General features: G+C 41.1%; 16 protein-coding genes. 13 read left to right on the top strand and 3 right to left on the bottom strand.

Annotated features, from left to right (window positions below):
- Window positions 1-111 precede the first annotated feature (111 nt).
- Complete coding sequence (locus AB3489_RS12115) at window positions 112-834, top strand: hypothetical protein (protein ID WP_368293102.1); 723 nt, start codon at window positions 112-114, stop codon at window positions 832-834.
- Window positions 835-1016: 182 nt separating this feature from the next.
- Here the strand turns inward: AB3489_RS12115 and AB3489_RS12110 are convergent, their stop codons facing one another.
- Entirely contained in the window at window positions 1017-1607 is a 591-nt protein-coding gene (locus tag AB3489_RS12110; protein WP_368293101.1) for a DUF1836 domain-containing protein, read from the bottom strand.
- Between the two features lie 275 nt (window positions 1608-1882).
- Between AB3489_RS12110 and AB3489_RS12105 the strand changes: the two genes are divergently transcribed.
- The 6 genes from AB3489_RS12105 (at window position 1883) to AB3489_RS12080 (ending at window position 7423) form a co-directional block, all read left to right on the top strand.
- Window positions 1883-2575, top strand: coding sequence for a PspA/IM30 family protein (locus AB3489_RS12105; RefSeq protein WP_368293100.1), 693 nt, complete (start codon window positions 1883-1885; stop codon window positions 2573-2575).
- Window positions 2576-2644: 69 nt separating this feature from the next.
- Window positions 2645-3169 (top strand): protease, encoded by a 525-nt coding sequence (locus tag AB3489_RS12100; protein ID WP_368293099.1) that lies wholly within the window; start codon window positions 2645-2647, stop codon window positions 3167-3169.
- A 24-nt stretch (window positions 3170-3193) separates the two neighbouring features.
- Window positions 3194-4705 carry a flotillin family protein gene (locus AB3489_RS12095; RefSeq protein WP_368293098.1) on the top strand — a complete coding sequence of 504 codons (1512 nt, stop codon included), beginning with the start codon at window positions 3194-3196 and terminating at the stop codon, window positions 4703-4705.
- Window positions 4706-5154: 449 nt separating this feature from the next.
- Entirely contained in the window at window positions 5155-5550 is a 396-nt protein-coding gene (mutT, locus tag AB3489_RS12090) for an 8-oxo-dGTP diphosphatase MutT (protein ID WP_368293097.1), read from the top strand.
- Window positions 5551-6023: 473 nt separating this feature from the next.
- Window positions 6024-6149 carry a hypothetical protein gene (locus AB3489_RS12085; protein ID WP_368293096.1) on the top strand — a complete coding sequence of 42 codons (126 nt, stop codon included), beginning with the start codon at window positions 6024-6026 and terminating at the stop codon, window positions 6147-6149.
- A 371-nt stretch (window positions 6150-6520) separates the two neighbouring features.
- Window positions 6521-7423, top strand: coding sequence for a hypothetical protein (locus AB3489_RS12080; RefSeq protein WP_368294633.1), 903 nt, complete (start codon window positions 6521-6523; stop codon window positions 7421-7423).
- 109 nt (window positions 7424-7532) lie between these two features.
- Here the strand turns inward: AB3489_RS12080 and AB3489_RS12075 are convergent, their stop codons facing one another.
- The gene (locus AB3489_RS12075; RefSeq protein WP_368293095.1) at window positions 7533-8468 is read right to left on the bottom strand and encodes an NAD(P)/FAD-dependent oxidoreductase; all 936 of its coding nucleotides are present in this window, start codon (window positions 8466-8468) and stop codon (window positions 7533-7535) included.
- 284 nt (window positions 8469-8752) lie between these two features.
- Window positions 8753-9286 (bottom strand): SLOG family protein, encoded by a 534-nt coding sequence (locus AB3489_RS12070; RefSeq protein ID WP_368293094.1) that lies wholly within the window; start codon window positions 9284-9286, stop codon window positions 8753-8755.
- Window positions 9287-9460: 174 nt separating this feature from the next.
- Here AB3489_RS12070 and AB3489_RS12065 point away from each other — a divergent pair, with 174 nt between their 5' ends.
- From AB3489_RS12065 to AB3489_RS12040, 6 genes are all read left to right on the top strand, one after another.
- Window positions 9461-9691, top strand: a complete 231-nt coding sequence (locus tag AB3489_RS12065) for a helix-turn-helix domain-containing protein (protein ID WP_368293093.1) — start codon at window positions 9461-9463, stop codon at window positions 9689-9691.
- A gap of 275 nt (window positions 9692-9966) precedes the next feature.
- The gene (locus AB3489_RS12060; RefSeq protein WP_368293092.1) at window positions 9967-10713 is read left to right on the top strand and encodes an NERD domain-containing protein; all 747 of its coding nucleotides are present in this window, start codon (window positions 9967-9969) and stop codon (window positions 10711-10713) included.
- Between the two features lie 57 nt (window positions 10714-10770).
- On the top strand, window positions 10771-13905 hold the full coding sequence (locus AB3489_RS12055; RefSeq protein ID WP_368293091.1) for a DUF3427 domain-containing protein: 3135 nt from the start codon (window positions 10771-10773) through the stop codon (window positions 13903-13905).
- Window positions 13906-13921: 16 nt separating this feature from the next.
- Complete coding sequence (locus AB3489_RS12050) at window positions 13922-14332, top strand: (deoxy)nucleoside triphosphate pyrophosphohydrolase (protein ID WP_368293090.1); 411 nt, start codon at window positions 13922-13924, stop codon at window positions 14330-14332.
- Window positions 14333-14390: 58 nt separating this feature from the next.
- Complete coding sequence (locus AB3489_RS12045) at window positions 14391-17558, top strand: AAA domain-containing protein (RefSeq protein ID WP_368293089.1); 3168 nt, start codon at window positions 14391-14393, stop codon at window positions 17556-17558.
- 2 nt (window positions 17559-17560) lie between these two features.
- Window positions 17561-19318: a hypothetical protein gene (locus tag AB3489_RS12040; protein ID WP_368293088.1), complete on the top strand. Its 1758-nt coding sequence runs from the start codon at window positions 17561-17563 to the stop codon at window positions 19316-19318.
- The last annotated feature ends 79 nt before the right edge of the window (window positions 19319-19397 follow it).

Here is a 19397-nt window from a genome sequence, read left to right as displayed (position 1 = left end):
GACTATGTATTTTTTTTTACATTAAAGCTGTAAATTTACGGAGAAAGATTGTGAAATAGCCAAAAAATTGATAACTTATAGGAAAGAGTTACATGATTGGAGGGAGGAAGCATGAGTCATCTTCTTGATTTTGTCTATATTTATCTTTGTGTCTTCCTGGTCATATTCATAGGTTTGACCCTGCTGCGACTCTATTCTTTTATGGACCCTCTGCAGCTTATGGCAAAAGGGGACTATGCACAGGCAATAGAAAAAATGAAAAAGGCGATGAACACCTCGGCTTACAAGCGTAACCCTAAATTAAAAAACCCCATGGTATATAATATTGCCAACTGTCATAACCGCGCTGGGGATTTGCACCGTTCCCTCGCCGTATTGGATGAAATCAAACTGGAAGACATCAAGGACAACAAACTTCTGTATTGTTATCACTGCCTTTATGCAATCAATTTGCTGCTGTTAGAACAAGAATTGGAAAACGCCGGCGAGATGCTGGATAAGGCTCGAGAACTTTATAATAACAATGAATTACAGCCCCTTCTGGCTTTGCGTGAAAGCTGCCGCGGAGATTTCCAAGCGGCGCTGGAATACGTCCGAAACTACCAGCCGCCGCAAGGCAAAAAGAAGAAGACTGTCCTCAGTTTGAAAGAAACGACGCTGATCTATGATGCTTTTATTTTAGAAGTGGAAAACAATTACTTTATCGGTCTGGCTTATCTGAAAGCCGGCGAGCAGGAATTAGCAGCGCCGTATTTGCATAAAGCGGCAGCGTGGAAGATAAAGAATTATTATTCCGCTAAAGCGAGGGAAGCGTTGGGGGAGAAAGAATCATGACCTATAAAATCCATAAAACGAACAACGGCAGAAATGTATGTTTTAACAAAATTTTACATATGGCTAGAGTGATTGTTGGTGGGCTGAAGGGGTGGGTATTGCGAGCGGCATCTGTTTATGACAGGTGCTTATTTTATTGTCTCCTCAAAATAATTTTGTCATCTCATCCCTCTCAGAAAATCCTAAAAATACTTTTCAATGATCTTTTCCGCCAGTTTTTTATGGGCATCCGCTTGCGCGACCAGCATGATAACGATCAGGAACAGTTCGGCGGTTTTCTTGCCCGCGTTATCCGAAGCCTCCGTCTTGGCCTTGATCATATTGGCCTTTTCAGCCAGTCCCTGGCGAAAACAAGCCAATTCGACGTTTTTTACATCGAGAAAGGTCGTATAAATCTCTTCCAGCGTAATCAGATCGTCGTCCGGGGTGGCAATATTGTTAAGCACGGGTCCGAACAGGCTTTTAATATCTTTGATCGATAAAATGTTTTTCAGGTTATAGATCAGGATTAACAGAATGATATGCCGCTTCGTGTATTTCTTATTAACCGGCGGCATCACAATGCCGGCTTTGGTGTAATTGTTGATCATGGTTTTGGTCAGCACCTTTTCCGGGGTACCGTTTACTTGGCTTTCCAGCTTGCTTTCCATAAACGTCGTCAATTGTTCCATGTACAGCTCGATATCCGGAATCTCCGAGATCGCGATATCTTCTGTCAGTGATAACTCTTCAATTAATTGGTCCAGTACGGCTTCGTCGAATTCTATCATCATAATCACCTCAGCTCCTATTATAAAGAAATCATGGTGATTTAACAAGATATAGGAAGCCATTTGACGTAGTAACCGATGCTACGTTGCGTGCGGATGAGCAAATAAAAGGCAGGAAAAGGAAACAAACCAAAACAACACGTGGTAATTAAAACTACGTGTTGAGGTTTATATAGCTGTTATATATAATATAAGTGTCGAGATCATAGTGCGTTAGCAAAGGAGGTTTAGAGAAAATACTTACGGAATAGGTTTAATAATGAAGGGAGTGCGGAGAAATGAGTTTATTCAAACGCGTGAGTGACAATATCCGGGCAAATCTGAATGTTCTCCTGGATAAGACCGAAGATCCGGAAAAACTTCTGGACCAGTATCTGCGGGATATGGAAGAGGATATGGACGATGCGGAATCTTCGGTAGCCAGACAATTGGCCATCGCCAGGAAGTTTAAAGTCCAGTTGGACGATGCCCTGGCTCTGGCCGAAAAACGTGAGAGCCAAGCTGTTGAAGCCTTGAAGAAAGATCGTGAAGACCTGGCCAGAAAAGCACTGGAAGACAAGAAAATACAGCAGGCTAAAGCGGAAGACTACCGGCGGGAGTATGAAAACTGCGATACCCTTGCTGAACAGCTCAAGTCGCAATTGCGGGAAATGAAAAACGAATACGAAAAACTGCGGTTCAAACGGGACAGCCTCGTTGCGAGAGCCCAGTCGGCAAAAGCCCAAAAAGGAATTTATGATGCCCAAAGCGGTTTAGGCCGGGACAACGCCCGCCGTAATTTTGAACGGATGGAAGATAAAATCTTCCATATGGAAGCCCAAGCCCAAGCGATTGGGGAAATAGCGGGAATGCGTGACAGCCTGGACCGGGAACTGGAAGCATTGGGTAATGATCAAGCGGACATCGAAAAAGAATTGGCAGCCTTAAAGGAAAGTATTCAAAAAGAAAATATTGCCAATGAAGAGGAATAGTTCCTGAATTAAAAAAAACTATCTTTTTCGTAAAATGTTGGTAAAATAGTCGATGGAGGGGGGATGACGATGCACGAATTTTACTGGGTATGCTTGATCGGCGGGGTGCTATTCGCCTTCGTTACCATCATCTTCGGGGATATTCTGGGCAATTTTTTCGATGGACTCTTCGACACCTTCTCCATGAACCACCTTGACTTTCTGCAGCCGATGGTCCTGGTCGGAGGGATTACCGTCCTGGGCGGCTCGGGGATCATGCTTAATCGCTATACCCGTTTGGAACCTTTGCCGGTCGCTGTTATTTCCCTGGCCATTGCTGTTCTTGTCTCGGTGATTGTTTTCTTTGCCTATGTCAAACCGATGAAAAACTGTGAAAACTCCTCCGGTTTTTCGATGAATGATCTTGTCGGCAAAATCGGTGACGTATCTGTTCCCATCCCGGCCGGGGGGTATGGCGAAGTCGTCATGAAAATCGGGGCCGGTCTTACCAATCAAATCGCCGCCAATATGACCCAAGCGGAAATACCGGACGGAACAAGGATCGTGGTTGGCGAGGTGAAAGACGGGATACTCTACGTATTCCCCTTTGAATAAAAAATAATAATTGGAGGAAAAAGAATGGTCAGTTTTATTTCCGGTTTTCTGTCTATTCCCATCATTATCGTTGTCGTATTGATTGTGCTCGGCTTGGTCTTTTGGGCCAGGTATAAGACAGTCGGGCCTGATGAGGCCATGATTGTTACCGGCTCCTATCTGGGCCGTAAAAATGTCCATACGGATGAGTCAGGCCGCAAAATCAAAATTATCCGCGGTGGCGGCGCTTTTATCCTTCCGGTATTCCAGCAAGCGGAGTTTATTTCTCTATTATCCCATAAACTGGATGTCACCACACCGGAAGTCTACACAGAGCAGGGTGTTCCGGTCATGGCGGACGGGGTGGCCATCATTAAAATCGGCGGTTCCGTTGAAGATGTGGCGACGGCGGCAGAGCAATTCATGGGCAAGCCGGTCGAAGCGCTGGACCTGGAAGCCCAGGAAGTCCTTGAGGGCCACTTAAGAGCTATCCTGGGAACCATGACGGTGGAGGAAGTCTACCGCAACCGGGACAAATTCGCGCAGGAAGTGCAGGGCGTCGCGGCCAGAGACCTGAAAAAAATGGGCCTGCAGATCGTATCCTTTACGATTAAGGATATCCGGGACAAAAACGGTTACCTGGAAGCGCTGGGAAAACCGCGGATCGCCGCTGTAAAGCGTGACGCTGAGGTTGCGGAAGCACAAGCCATCCGGGATGCCCGAATTCAGAAAGCCCAGGCGGACGAAGACGGCCAGAAAGCCGAATTACTTAGGGATACCAATATTGCCGAAGCCAATAAAGAAAAAGAACTGAAGGTCGCTTCCTTTAAGAAAGATCAGGATACGGCGAAGGCCGAGGCCGACCAAGCTTACAATATTCAGGAGGCCCGTTCGCAGCAGCAGGTTACGGAAGAGCAAATGAAAGTCGAGATCGTTAAGAAACAAAAAGAAATTGAGCTGGAAGAAAAAGAAATCCTGCGCCGGGAAAAACAGTACGACGCCGAAGTCAAGAAAAAAGCCGACGCCGACCGGTATTCCGTCGAACAAGGCGCCGAAGCTACCAAAGCCAAAAATATGCGGGAAGCGGATGCCCTCAAATATAAGATCGAGGCCGAAGCGAAAGCCAATGCTGAACAAAAACGCCTGGAAGGGCTAGCCATCGCCGATGCCGAAAAAGCCAAAGGAACCGCCGAAGCGGAAGTTATCCGGCTGAAAGGTCTGGCTGAAGCCGAAGCCAAGCAAAAGCTGGCCGAAGCCTTCGCCAAGTACGGCGAAGCGGCCGTGTTGGATATTATCGTGAAAATGCTGCCTGAACTGGCGGCCAAGGTAGCCGAACCGCTGCAGTCCATCAATAAGCTGACGGTCGTGGATACCGGAAACGGGCAAGGCGCTGCAAGGCTCAGCAACTATGTAACGTCCCTCATGGCTACCGCCCCGGAGATGCTGAAAAGTGTTTCCGGCGTAGACCTGGAACAAATAATGAAACGCCTGATGAATCAGCCCGCGAACACACCCGCGATTAACGATCGTGATAACGCCGGCGACAGCGTGAAATAAGAGACTTGGCAAAGGAAAATCACAAGTACAAGTATGTTTTAACAAAATTTAACATATGACTATGTATTTTAACTTCAATATGGTATATATAACCAAAGAGGAATCATGCAGTAACATGATTCCCTGCAACAGCCGCCTTATGGGCGTTCGGCAGATGAATACGGATAGACCGTTATCAATGTGAGTTGGGGCGGTCTATTTTCGTTTGTGGAAAGAAAGTATAACTTGCAGTATCTTTTTGCAATCTTACACTTCGTATTTAATGTTCGAAAAAGTCCATTCCTTAGAGTTTTATTGCAAATTATTGTAAAAAAACAAAAGGAAATAGAAAAATAAAAGAGAATTAAACAAAATTGGGTATTTTAGCCAGGCGAAAATATAGAGCTATGAAATGTTTGAGAGTGCAGTTCAAAGATATTAAACCAATCAATTGATTGTGGGTTGAGATGATGGAAGAGAAGAAAATAACGCAGGTTACTGCGGCGATCCTGCGTCAGGATGAGAAGATATTAATCTGCCAGCGAGACAACAGCGGCAGCTGCCCGTCGCTCTGGGAATTTCCGGGCGGGAAGCAGGAAGAAGGGGAGACTCTGGCTGAATGTCTAGTTCGGGAATGCCAGGAGGAACTGGGCGTGACGATTCAAGTTGAAGAGGTGTTTGCTGAGAGTCGGTATTCGTATGGGGAGAAAGAGATGCAGTTTACTTTCTTTGAGGGACGGATTATAGAGGGGGAGCTGCAAAGAACGGTGCATCAGGATATTCGGTGGGTGAGGGCGGACGAGTTGGGAGAGTACGAGTTTTGCCCGGCGGATGTGGAAGTGGCGGAGAGGTTGGGGAAGGGGTAAATATGATAAAGACTAGCCTTTAAAAGGAAGTAGGGCTATGTCTATAATGGGGAGTAAAATCTTACATGCAATTATCCATAAAATTTTTCTTGTTGAATTTGTAAAAATTTGTGAAGAAATACGAAAAAATTTAAGGAAAGCGTGTGATAATTATTAAATTTAATATTGATATGGGTGAAGTTCTTCATTGGACATTTCTTACTATTCAAATGATTATTGTAAATATGCCTTGGTGGATATGGGTTTTGCTAATCATTGGGATTGCCATTAATATATGGGGAGTAAAACTTTCAAAAAAGTAGGCTTATATACGTCAAAAACAACAAATTTCACAATTGAAAAGTTATGCCCGCGCAAAAGGTCGGTCGGCAGTGAAAGTTCAAGATTTCCGAAGTCTACGAATGGATTCGGCCAGGAGCAGCGGCTGACACAGAGGAAATTTCTAATAGTGCAACACAAAATGAGGATTAATCTTGATAGAATCAGAAGAACTGGAGGTTCACGATATGTCCGTTATGGTACTTTTAGCGAGTAAAGATGGCTCAAAAGTGGCGACCGTGGCTTGCCCTAAGTGCGGCAGAATAAGCCGTCAGGGATGAGTATAAAAGTTCGCCTATTGCTGAATTCCGCAGTTCACATACTTGCCCAGTTTGTGGACAGGAATAGTGAGGATTGTAGAGAATTATACAAATGTGGTTAATTTAGCCAAATGAAAATATCCTTCTGCCATAAACAGCATAGTGGGGTCTTTATTTTTAATTTTGGGAATACATTTTTTTTGTAGAGTGAATTAGATGTTGATTTACGGAATTTATATATGCATACTTTTAGCCCTTTGGATTAAGCAGGAAAACCTCTGGCAGGATTACGCCGAATACCTACTGCAAGAAAAGAACGCTCAGGCGGTCTCGGCTAAATACACGCTGGAATTCACTGGCGAAGAGTGGACATATGGGGGACTGTTTAAGTGATGATGGGCGAGGTGAATAACATGAAGGTTTTTAAGAAAGCGATAATCCCGGTATTAATCATGATCCTCTTGTTTTTGTCTGCTTGTTCACCTGCACCTTCCCCTATATCGGAGACGTATGACTCGGAAACAGCACTTAAAAACGGGGATGGCGCTGATAGCGGCCCTGCGGGATACGCGCATCAGCAGGAGTTCTATACGAACCAGATTGTAAACGGTGAAATGGAGATTACGCCGGAGCTTATGCTGTTCTTTCAGGACTATTTTTCTAAGAACGGCAATGAGCTGAGACTCCTGCCGGAGTTTACCTTCGGCCAAGCGCCAGCATGGGACGACCTTACGCATTATATTATTTTCAATGCCGGTGAGGACTTTGTGGACGGTTCTATCAGCGAAGAGAATTTTGACCACCAGGTGACGAGATTTTTCTGGCCGATAATTGATACGCAAAAAGATGGAACAGAGCTTATTTATGAGGATGGGAAGTATACCATTAGATACGGTTCTGATGCGCACGGCTGGGCGATCTATGAATTGACCGGACTCAAAAACAAGGGCAAGACCGAACGAGGGCCTGATAAATGGGAAGCGACGATCAGAGGCTACTTTTTTCATGAACTGGACAGTGACCCTGCCGAGGAAGGTTATTCGAAAAACGGCAAAGCAGTTTGGGCAGAAATAAAAAACGAAGAAAATAAGGGACTTACCTTCTGGCAGGTGCAAGACAGCTTGATATTAAAAAATCCGAGTTCGATTCTGGAATTGGGCTGCGAATGGAAGATTGAATTTGCGGTAAATGACCCGGAAGGAGAACTTTATTTCACGTATATGTCCTGCAGCAAAAGCCCCAAGGATGAGCAGACGGCCTCTCAGCACACGCCGTCGGATATCTATCTGTATTAACAGTTGCAGATTGGCGGTCTATTTCCTTTTATATATGTATTGCCGAACGTTGATCAGGTATATAAATAAGAACTAGTCAGTTTGTTGTGCAATAGCCCTTAACCCGTCATCAATCCTGTTGAAGCAGGTCGATGGCCCGGTTATATCCTGAAATCATCGCATAAGATATTCCTTCTCCAGTTATGAAATCGGCACAAAAAGCACAATCTCCAATGCATAGATCATTGACTTCAATCTCCAAATTGAGGGGGACCGCACCAATGATTCCACCTTTTGCAACCCTGTCATAAGACAAGATGTTAAAATTTTGTGCCACAAAACCTTTCATAAAAGTGCTATATTTGGCTTTTAAATTGACTGCCTTTTGATTGCTCCAAGAACCAATATTCCATAAGCGGTTCCCAAGCGGAAATGCCCAGGAGTACCCTGTGGATGGCTCCTCTGAATCAAATACAAAATAAAAGGCATCGTCCGACAAATCCGTATTGGCAACAACCCTGCTGGATATTCCAGCGGGTAAATATTTAAGGTTATGGCTCCCTTTACCCATTAGGCGATGAATTTTATATCCAGTAGCAGCTCCTGCCGCAATAACAATATCCCGTCCCCAAGCATTACCCCAAAAATACCCGTCGTCTGTGTGACTGATTTCCATGCCATCTGCACCGAATCTGATTTCACATCCTGCCTTTACAGCTTGCTCCAGTAAAATATCGGCTAGCGTATCTCTGGATAACCCAATACCATATTCAGTACTTGCCTCGTTTTCCTGATCTTTTGACTTATGGATCGTGTTTGGATGTATCGCTATATTGTAGTGTACAGGATGACCCCCTGCTCGAATTAACAGTTCCGGTGAAATATTCAAAGCTTCCAACACCTTGACACATCTGCTGGAGATTCCATCTCCGCATACTTTCCCGTGCAAATTAAGCTTCTTTTCCAGAATCAAGCATTTTTTATGAGCTAATGCCAAAGTCCTGCCACAAACCAGCCCTGCCGGCCCAGCTCCGATAATAATGATATCATATTTCTCAATAAACATTTTTTACCTCCGCTGGAATGGAATATAATATTAAATTCACCAAAATGATCCATTAACCTTCTTTACCCAGAATTTTAAACTGAGCACGATTTCGTTCTTTCCTTGACAGCAATTATAATTTCAAGAAGAATTTATCAAGAAAACTGGCGATATATTAAGCGATATATTCGGCGATATAAATGGCAAGTCAAAAAGCGGAAGCCCGGTCAGCGACAAACCGGGCTTCTGCTTATACGGAAACGGATGATATTTTCGATTCCAATACAATATATGCTTTGTCCGGCTTAAGTGTTATCCGCGGCATAGGCACTCGGATTAATGATGACCAGTTCGATCTTTTTGGCTTGGGCCCGGTTCACGGTATACATCGTTCCTCCAAGTTTCCCGTCGAACACCGCGATCAGCCGCCGCGAGTGGTCGACGATATAGCGATTCCGGTCCAGATAACAGCGCGGATAATACTTACGGCTGATATAGGTCTCGACATCACACCGGGATAAGAGGTCATAGAACCTGTCCCGGTCTTTCTGTGCCCAGTTTTCCGCCTGGGCTTCGCAAGCCAGGGCTGCTTCCAGGGTGATTTGTGGATAAAGCGTACGTAATACTAGAACCGCTTCGGCGAAATAAGTATCCGAACCCAGAGCAAAGCCACAGATGAAGTGGGTGTAGCCGTCATGAATGGCTGCTTCGACAGTGTCGTGGATTAAAGCTTTTAAACGCAGGCAGGCGGGATGCTTTTCATTGTTGGGGAAAGGGAGCTTAGATGGACGATAGCCGGTGAAGCCGCAGGTTCTTAGTATTTTGATCAGAAGAATCACTCCTTATGTTTACTGATAACAGAAACAAAATAACCTCAGGAGTAATTTTATCACGAAATTACTCCTGAGGTATATAAAAATACGACATAGGTTATATTATTCGGGAATTATATGATTTTATTACGCTTATTGATACAATCAAGCCAATAGATAAAATAGTGGAGTGTGTTCCGTATGGTCAGAATCAAACTATCCGAACTGCTCGGAAAACATAAAATGAATCAAAAGACGTTAGCATCACTTACTGGAATCAGACCGGCGACCATATCCAAGATGTACTATGAGGAGACAAAGCGAATTGAGATTGATCAGATCAATCAAATTTGTGCGGTGTTTCAATGCAGGATCGAGGATTTGTTGGAGTATGTGCCGGATCATAAGGTAGAAACTTCAATAAACAAGTGACTCAATGATGAGTTTCATTGCATCCCTGAAGCCTTTCTGATAACAGATTTCAGACGTTATTGAACCTATACATCCTGATGTTGCTTCGATGTTTTCGACCAAAAAAGAGATTTTTTAACCGTATGCATTTGTATACGGTAATTTTATTACAAGAAAACTTTTTTATTTTAATGGCAAAAATAAACAGGAACTGAAGGAAATAAGGAGAATTATATCACATATGGTGAATTTATCCAGACTAGATAGAAAATGAAGTCAATGATTAGGAGAAAAGCATGACCTCAATCTTTGTCAATTTTTGGTACCTGTGGGTATTCATTATCCTTGCTTTTGTCTATCGATTATTTCGACCTAAGATAAAAGGAATGCTCGGAGAGAAAACGATATCCGTAATTTTATCCAGGCTGGATAAAAACAAATATAAAGTCATTAATGATCTAATGCTTAATCATTCAGGGAAGACGTCCCAGATTGATCACGTAATTGTGTCCAATTTTGGGGTATTTGTGATTGAAACCAAAAACTATAAGGGGTGGATTGTCGGAGATGATCATGCCGAATATTGGACCCAGGTGATTTATAAGCGGAAGGAAAAACTTTATAATCCACTAAGACAAAATTATGGGCATATCCAGGCATTAAAAGAGAATTTACACGAGTATGACAGCATCAATTATATTCCCATTGTCGTTTTCTCGGTTAAGGCCGATCTCAAAGTCAAAACTAAGGAGAATCTCATTTATTCTGTTAAGCTGCTAAAAACAATAAAGAAATACAGTACGGAAACGATCAACAATGAACAAGTGGAAGCAATCTATAACAGATTGCTAGCGTTAAACCTTAAGGATAAAGATATTCGATCGCACCATGTCAATGAAATTAAGAATACTCAAATCACAAAAGCTCAGATCATCGCTGCCAATACCTGCCCAAGATGTGGCGGGGAACTGGTCATTCGCAAAGGAAAGAATGGAACATTTAAAGGATGCAGTAATTATCCGAAGTGTAAGTTTACGGTTTGATGAGCGTGCTTATATACTTAGCTAAGTGACAATGTATCACCATACAGGAGACAACCCATGCTAAAGCCCGGTCTCTATGAACAACTGATCAACAAACTTCTTCGTCAAGAACTTTCGACATCCATGGGAAAGGTCATTCAGGCATTGCCAATCGATCAGGAAGAAGCCCCAAGAATACTTTCCAAATACCTGGCTGAAGTCCTGGAAGCCGTTCTGTCCAATGTCAAAGATAATGGCGGCAGTATTGGAGACCAAGTGGCGCTGGCCAATCATATTGTTGCGCTTGTATCTGATCAAACTGCCCAAGAAAGTCTCGCTGCGTTATCTGTCGATGAAAAGGCTGAACAGCTATTCGCTTTATTTGATAAAGAAAACAGCGCATTTGCTTTAAATGACAAAGCAGAGATCGTGCGCCCAGTTACGTCTCTCGCCGAAAGCTCATTATTTACCGGGGCAGTCCATGAGCCCAGCATGTTCGCTGAACTGAAAAGAGAAATTCTATCCTGCGACCGGATCGATATGCTCGTCTCCTTTATTAAATGGAGCGGGCTTCGTTTGCTTATAGAGGAACTAAAAAGCTTTACCCAAAGCGGTGGCAAGCTCAGAGTGATTACGACGTCGTATATGGGTGCGACCGACGTGAAAGCGATCGCCGAACTCGTGGAATTACCAAACACCGAGATCAAAATATCTTATGATACCAAGCGGACCCGGCTGCATGCGAAAACGTATGTCTTTTACCGCCAGACGGGCTTCACCACAGCCTATATCGGTTCATCTAATCTTTCCAATGCCGCCCTTTCCAGCGGTCTGGAATGGAATGTGAAAGCAACCGCCAAAGATATGCCCGATACGATCACAAAGATTGAAGCGACCTTTGAGAGCTATTGGTATGCGCGGGAGTTTGAAACTTACAGCCCAGATCAGAAATCCCGTCTGAGCAAGGCGTTGAAACAAGAACGTTATCAGGAAAAAGAGGACGTGGTTTCTTATTACTTTGATTTGACACCTTTTTCTTTTCAGCAGGAAATTCTGGATAAGCTCGTGGTGGAAAGAAGTGTTCGCGGACATTATCGTAATCTAATCGTAGCAGCGACCGGAACTGGAAAAACAGTCATCTCGGCCTTTGATTACCTGCGGTTTCGTAAGGAGAACAAAGAAAAACCCTGCCGCCTGTTATTCGTCGCGCACCGGGAGGAAATTTTAAAACAGAGCATGGCTTGTTTCCGGGGCGTCTTAAAAGATCCGAATTTCGGCGAACTGTTTGTTGGCGGTTACCAGCCAACGAAAATCGATCATCTGTTTATTTCGATTCAGACGCTAAATTCCAAAGAACTGACCGACCATACGTCAGCGGATTTTTACGATTATGTAGTTGTCGACGAGTTCCACCATGCGGCGGCACCAAGCTACCACCAACTGATGTCCTATTACCAGCCGCAAATATTACTCGGGCTGACGGCAACGCCGGAACGTATGGACGGCAAAGATATTCTGGCTTATTTCGACCAGAGAATCGCAGCTGAAATCCGTCTGCCGGAAGCGATCGAACGAAAACTCTTATGCCCTTTTCAATATTTTGGGGTGACTGATACGGTTGATTTAGAAAGCCTGAAATGGATCCGGGGCGGGTACGAGAAAAACGAGCTTTCCAAGGTTTATACCGGCAACGATATCCGCACCATGATGATTCTGAAAGCCCTGATGAAATATGTCTCAGATATGGAAGAGGTAAAGGGGTTAGGCTTTTGTGTCTCGAAGGAACACGCCGTGTATATGGCAGAAAGTTTTAACCGTTCCCATATTCCCTCAATATCTTTGACTTCGAATTCCAGTGATGAAGAACGGAACACCGCCAAAAAGAAATTGGTAAGCGGCGAAATACGGTTTATTTTTGTTGTGGATTTATATAACGAAGGGGTCGACATTCCCGAGATCAATACAGTTCTTTTCTTGCGCCCAACGGAGAGTCTCACCATTTTCCTGCAGCAGCTCGGGAGGGGTTTGCGACTGGCTGACAATAAGGACTGTCTGACCGTTCTTGATTTTATAGGTCTTGCCAATAAAAAATATAATTTTGAAGAGAAATTTGCCGCACTCCTAGATAACACGACCCGAAATATCCAGCGTGAAGTCAAAGAAGGGTTTAACGCTTTACCCAAAGGCTGTTTTATTCAGCTGGAACGTAAAGCAAAGGAATATATCCTGGACAATATTCGCAGTTCTTACGGCAATAAAACAGGGATGATTACGCGACTGGCCAGTTTTACGGAAGATACCGGCTTAGAATTAAACCTGGCTAATTTCTTGGAGCACGCACATATCGGTATCAAAACGCTTTATGCGAGAGGCTCTTTCTCCCGGCTTTGTGTGATAGCAGGGGTCAGGGATGATTTTGAAGAGGAACTGGAGAATATCTTGACCAAGGCATTCGGCCGGATCTGTGCCATGGATTCCCGAAGGTGGATTCGATTTCTGCTCGAGGTGCTGCCGGAGATGGAAGCATTGGACGAAGAGGACTTCTCAGATAGTGAGAAGCGGATGCTGCAGATGTTCCATTTTACCGTTTGGCAGAAATCAGTGGAAGACTGCGGATCTTCGTCACTCAAAGAGGGTCTAATGCTCTTGAAAAAGAATCCGGTATTGTGCGAGGAGTTATTGGAGATCTTGCGCTACAACTATGACAAGATTGATTTTCTGGATAGGCCGGTGAACCTGGGATTTGATTGCCCCTTAGATTTGCACTGTACCTATACCCGGGATCAAATTATGGTCGCTTATGATTTTCTGAAACCGGCGACCGTTCGGGAGGGAGTCAAGTATTTACCGGATAAGAAAGCGGATATTTTCTTTATTACCCTCAATAAATCGGATAAAGACTACTCGCCGACCACCCTCTATCATGATTATTCGATCAATGACCGCTTGTTCCACTGGCAGAGCCAGAGCACGACATCGGCAGATTCGGCGACGGGTCATCGTTATATTCATCATCAAGAAAACGGCAGCAAGGTTCTGCTATTTGTGCGGGAATATAAAGCGGATGCCACAGGCGCAGAACCTTATACATTTCTGGGGTTAGCGGATTATGTCAAACATGAGGCCAGCAGGCCGATGAATATTATCTGGCGGCTGCATGAGGCGATTCCGGCGAAGTTTATGAAGAAAACCAATAAACTGATTGTGGGTTAAGACGAGGGATGAAATGATGGATCAGAAAAAAATAACGCAAGTCACCGCAGCGATTCTGAGACAGGATGATAAGATTTTGATATGTCAGCGCGACGATAGCGGCAGCTGTCCGCTGCTTTGGGAATTTCCGGGCGGGAAGCAGGAAATCGGGGAGACCTTGGAGGAATGTCTGGTTCGGGAATGTCAGGAGGAGCTGGGGATCACGATTCAGGTTGGTGAGGTGTTTGCGGAGAGCCGGTATACGTATGGAGAGAAAGAGATGGGCTTTACTTTCTTTGAGAGTCGGATTATTAAGGGGGAGCTGCAAAGAATAGTTCACTGGGATATACGATGGGTGAGGGCGGAGGAATTGGCGCAGTATACGTTTTGCCCGGCGGATGTTGAGGTGGCGGAGAGGTTGGGGAAAAGGTGCAATAATGATGAATAATAGTTTTTAAATGAAATCATGACGTTTCATAGAAAGTTCATTCTGGAGGAAGATTCAAATGATAATAGGTAACAGATACGAGTTATTAGAACGGATTGGTGGCAGTCACATAAGTGAAGTATTTACTGCTAAAGATTTAATGAAAGATTTAAATGTGGTTGCTGTAAAAATATTGACTATTGCAAATTTGGGCGAAGAAAAGAATGGGATATCTGAATTATTTAGACGTGAATGTAACTCGTTATCTAAAATTAATCATTCAAATATTATTTCATATATAGATTCTGGAATAGATAATGATAAATTTTACATAGTGACCGAATACTTCCACAGCTGTAATCTGTTTCAATATATAAAAAGCAAACAGCTTAGAGTTCAAGACATATACAGTATTTTTATTCAAATGCTAGAAGGAATTGGTGAGGCACATAAAAATTTAATAATACACCGAGATTTGAAACCTACTAACATTTTGGTTGATGATAACGGAGATCTAAAAATTATTGATTTTGGCATTAGTAAAATTGTTGGCTTGACCTATGATGCGTCTCTAACATTAAAAGACTATATGACAGCATCTTACGCTTCTCCTGAACAATTACTTCGGAACGTAGTTAAACCAGAGAGTGATTTATTCTCGATTGGGGCGATAATGGCTTATGTTATTACTGGTACTGAGCCTCCAGTTGAGAAAGAGAAATTAGAAGCTTATTTGAATTCTATTAAGAATTACTTTGGACTTGAAGAAGTTATTAGAAAATTATTAGAGTTAAATCCTAAGCAAAGACCTCAAAGCGCTTTTCAAGTTCTTCGACAGATACAAAAGGAATTCAGGAAACAAACGCATGAAAAGAGTCAAATCTATGTCAAACTCTCCAACAGTACCCCACGGCAGCTTTGCGAAATTGGTAAGATATCATATGCGTTGATAGAACATGCAGTTAAATATGTTCAGGCTGATTTAAATGATTGTAAAATCTACAAAAACAAAAGTAACTATTACCTTATTGGTAATAAAATAAAATATATGTGTAAACTTTCTGATGAACAAACGAGTTTAATAATATCCAAAGTACATAGTCTTGACGATTATACTATCTATGAGCATGAAAATAATCGGGGTATAAAACTAGGAGCAATATGGAAAATCGTTAAACCTTCCGATTCTATAAATGATTCTGATGACCTAATAGATCTTCTAGAAGATGTCAACGATAAAGAACAGGTAAGGCAAGCTAAACTTAAACGTGAATCTATAGCAAATGAGCTTGTAGCAAAATGGGATAAATACCTAGATGACGAATTAAATTTATTAAATAAACGTACTAAAATGTCTAATTATTCTGGTTATGACCTTGACGACACAGGTTATGGAATAAATATTTATGCTAATGACTCCAATTTAAATCTGCAAAAAAATGATCCTATACAAGTTACGTCAAAAGCAGGAAAACCAATAGCAATTGGCACCTTAGAAGATATACAGGATAATACTTTACACGTCATATTGAATTCGGATATTGATTTAGAAGATATATCTGACAGAGGTGTAATTGGAGTTGACGTAATTCAGGTTACTACAAGTTTAAAAAGATTAAAAAATGCAACACGGGCATTAAAAATTCGAGATTTAGTTAATCCCAATTTAGTCGGAGTAATAAATGAACCGGAATTGGTTACTACAAATAATTTGCGACAGGATACTATAAACTATTTTCAGAATTTGGATGATGCAATCAAAAAGGCAGTTAACAGGGCACTCGCGACAAAGGATATATTTTTGGTTCAAGGTCCTCCTGGAACAGGTAAAACAACTTTTATAACTGAGTTAGTATGTCAGGTTTTACAAAAAGAACCAAAAGCACGAATACTTATATCTTCTCAGTCCCATGTTGCTGTTGATCATGTACTAAAAGGCATTACTAAATACATTGAGGGTAAGCTCCCTATAAGACTTGGAAGGCGTGAAAGAATTTCAATAGATTCCGAATCTTTATTGATAGAGAATCAATTAAGAACCTGGGAAAAGGAAGTTCAAAATAAGTCTGAAACTGGTATAGAAAATTATCTTAAAGAAGAGTTAGGATGTTCTGAGCAATTTATAAATGATTTTATTTTGGAGTTACAGTTATTCAGAGATAAGAAATATAGAACTGAAGATCAACAAAAAAATAATATAGACATACCGTTTTCAGATGAAAATGACCAAAAAATAAGGTCAATAAAAAGACTTTCTATGGAATGGCATCGAAGACTCGGAAAATCGGAAGAGTTTAATGAAATTTTTGCCGATAAAGCTTCTATTGTAGCCGCAACATGTTTAGGAATTGCATCAAGACATGTTTTAAATAAAGTCCAGTACGATTGGGTAATTATTGATGAAGCCGCCAGAGCAACTGCACCAGAATTATTAGTGCCAATGATAAAGGGGCACAAAATAGTCCTTGTGGGTGATCATCATCAGCTTCCACCGGTTGTCAATTTGGATTTTGAAGTAAAAAAAGAGGAGGGATTAAAGGCTAGTGATCTTGAAAAAAGTTTATTTGAGGAACTTATTGAAAGAGTACCAAGTCAGGCTAAAACAATTTTAAACGCTCAGTTTAGAATGCATCCGTCCATAGCAAAGTTAATTTTTGAAGTATTCTACCCGACGGTAAAACTTGATACAAAAACACTTCCGGAAAATCGAAAACACCATCTAAATTGGTGGCCTAAAACCCTTATATGGTTAAATACAGAAAATATACAAGGAAATATCGAGCAGGAATTTGGACAATCAAAAAGGAATAAAGTTGAAGCACAGGTAATTTTAAAAACTCTTGAAAACATAGAAACAGCTTATGAGAACAATAACCAACATATATCCGTGTCCGTAATTTCGGGATATGAGGCACAAAAAGCTCAACTAAAAAACTTAATTGATCCGCATAACACTCAAAAATGGAAATATGCAAATATCCTTATAGACAACGTTGACGCCTTTCAGGGTTCGGAAACTGATATTGCAATTTATAGTGTCGTAAGGTCGAATAAAGAGCTTAGGCTTGGATTCTTAAATGATTCAAGACGTTTAAATGTAGCTTTATCAAGAGGAAAAACATGCCTAATTATAGTTGGAAATATCAAATTTGCTGAACGAGCTAAGGCTTTAGGTGGTAACCCATTTGAAGCAGTTATCAGATATTTTAGAAATAATCCAAATGATTGCATAGTGGAGGACATATAGAAATGAGTATTGAGGAGATCGTTGATAGGTTTGAAAATGAATTGCCGGGTTATAGCTTGGTAGGATATGAAGAGTTAGCTTTTCCAGTATTCTCAGCCCATTTGTACTGCTTATTTCAAACTGAAAGACAACTCCCTGTTATAGAAGAATTTGTTCTTAATTATTATGATGCAGATGTTCCGAAATACCAAATACATAAGTTATTAGGTATAGATGCAGAAATAGTTGATAATGCTTGGTGGAAACTTATCGAGGCAGAATTAATTAATCTAAGGACAAAGAGTATAACTACTGAAGGTAAAAAATATATAAAAGAAAATAAGCTTGATGATTTCGAAAAAATATTTGTAAAAGTAAATGTCGATGGACTAACTGGTAAGATGAAAAAGGAAAGTAGCATGTTAATGTCTCGTACCGCTGTTAAAGACCAACAGTTACGGGCTTTGCATCCGTTAGTAGAATCGCCGGATATTGAAGATATCGATTTAAGGCAAGTTAAAAATGTTGTTAAAGAGTATAAAAAGACTTCACCTGAGAGCTATCCAGGAGAGATTATAGATGTATTTCACGTTGAAACGGGAAATACAAAATTTAAAAGGCTCAATTTATTGGTGTTTAGAAACAACGATAGCATTAGATTTCAGATTTATGATGGTTCTCAAAAATTAGATGGATATGAAGCCAAATTACATGAACTTGAAGAAAAAGGGTTTCAAGTAATTAAAACATATGGAGGAAAGTATTTTGATCATCAATATGAAATGATTGAGGAACTTTCTATAAGTGTAAGCGAAAAAATAGGACCAGGAAAGGTTTGGAGAGGATGGTGTGATAATTTAAAACTGGCAAACAGTAAAATAATAATAAACTTTCCATTAATCGATATTTGTACGCCTAATGAACAAATTACTTATTTGATTGAAAAGGCACTCGAAAAAGGGATTAAAACAGAAATTATCTTTAGTGGGCAAGAATTTCTTAATTCAGACAGGAAAAATAAAATTGATTACTTCTTTAAACTTAAAAAAATATATAAGAATCTAGTACTTACTCATATACCTCAATCCTTAAATAAGTGTATTTTAGTCGATGATTTTAGAGGTATAATTTCTGTATTTATAAAAAATGAATTATGTCTGCCAAGCTCAAAACAAGGTCTATATGAAGAAGGTTTTCATTTAACTAAAGAAGAAGTAAAGCTTGTAAATGATTACTATAGTAATAAACGAGTAAATCACACGATAAAGAAGATTGATTTAATTACCACAAAACAATCTTTAGAAAATAAACTCAAAAATATTGTAAAACAAGTTTACACATTAGATGAAAGAATGAGGGAACATGAGAATATCGGATGGTTAGGTGAAGTCGCTATGCCAGAAATGACTAATTTGCTTGATTCACCAGTTGCTAAAAATGAGAATACTTTTAAAACCTTTATTAACGCAATGAACAAATCGCTTGTAGAGTCGATAGAACAGGCAACAAAACAGCATGGAGTTAAAAAGTACTTTTGGAATACATTTAAAGAAAAATATCCAAAACTACAACGTCAATTATATAAAATCCGATTATACCGAAATTATATGAATCATTTGGTACTAGAAGAGCAATATAAGAATACTTTTTTTGAATTTCTTAATGAAGATATTAATGGTTGCTTTCCTCAGTTTGTCGACAACGGCTTTTTAATATTGCAAACAAAAATCATTTTAGATTTGGAAGAAATAGTGTTAAAACAGATCCAAGATCTTGGATAGTATGACTTTCGTATTAGCCAATTATGTTTACATTACCCATATACCCATTAGGATAATAATGGGGACTTGGGAATGCTTA

This window comes from Dehalobacter sp. TBBPA1 (genome assembly GCF_040931655.1).
Taxonomy (GTDB): domain Bacteria; phylum Bacillota; class Desulfitobacteriia; order Desulfitobacteriales; family Syntrophobotulaceae; genus Dehalobacter; species Dehalobacter restrictus.
This window is presented reverse-complemented; position numbering and strand designations above follow the sequence as displayed.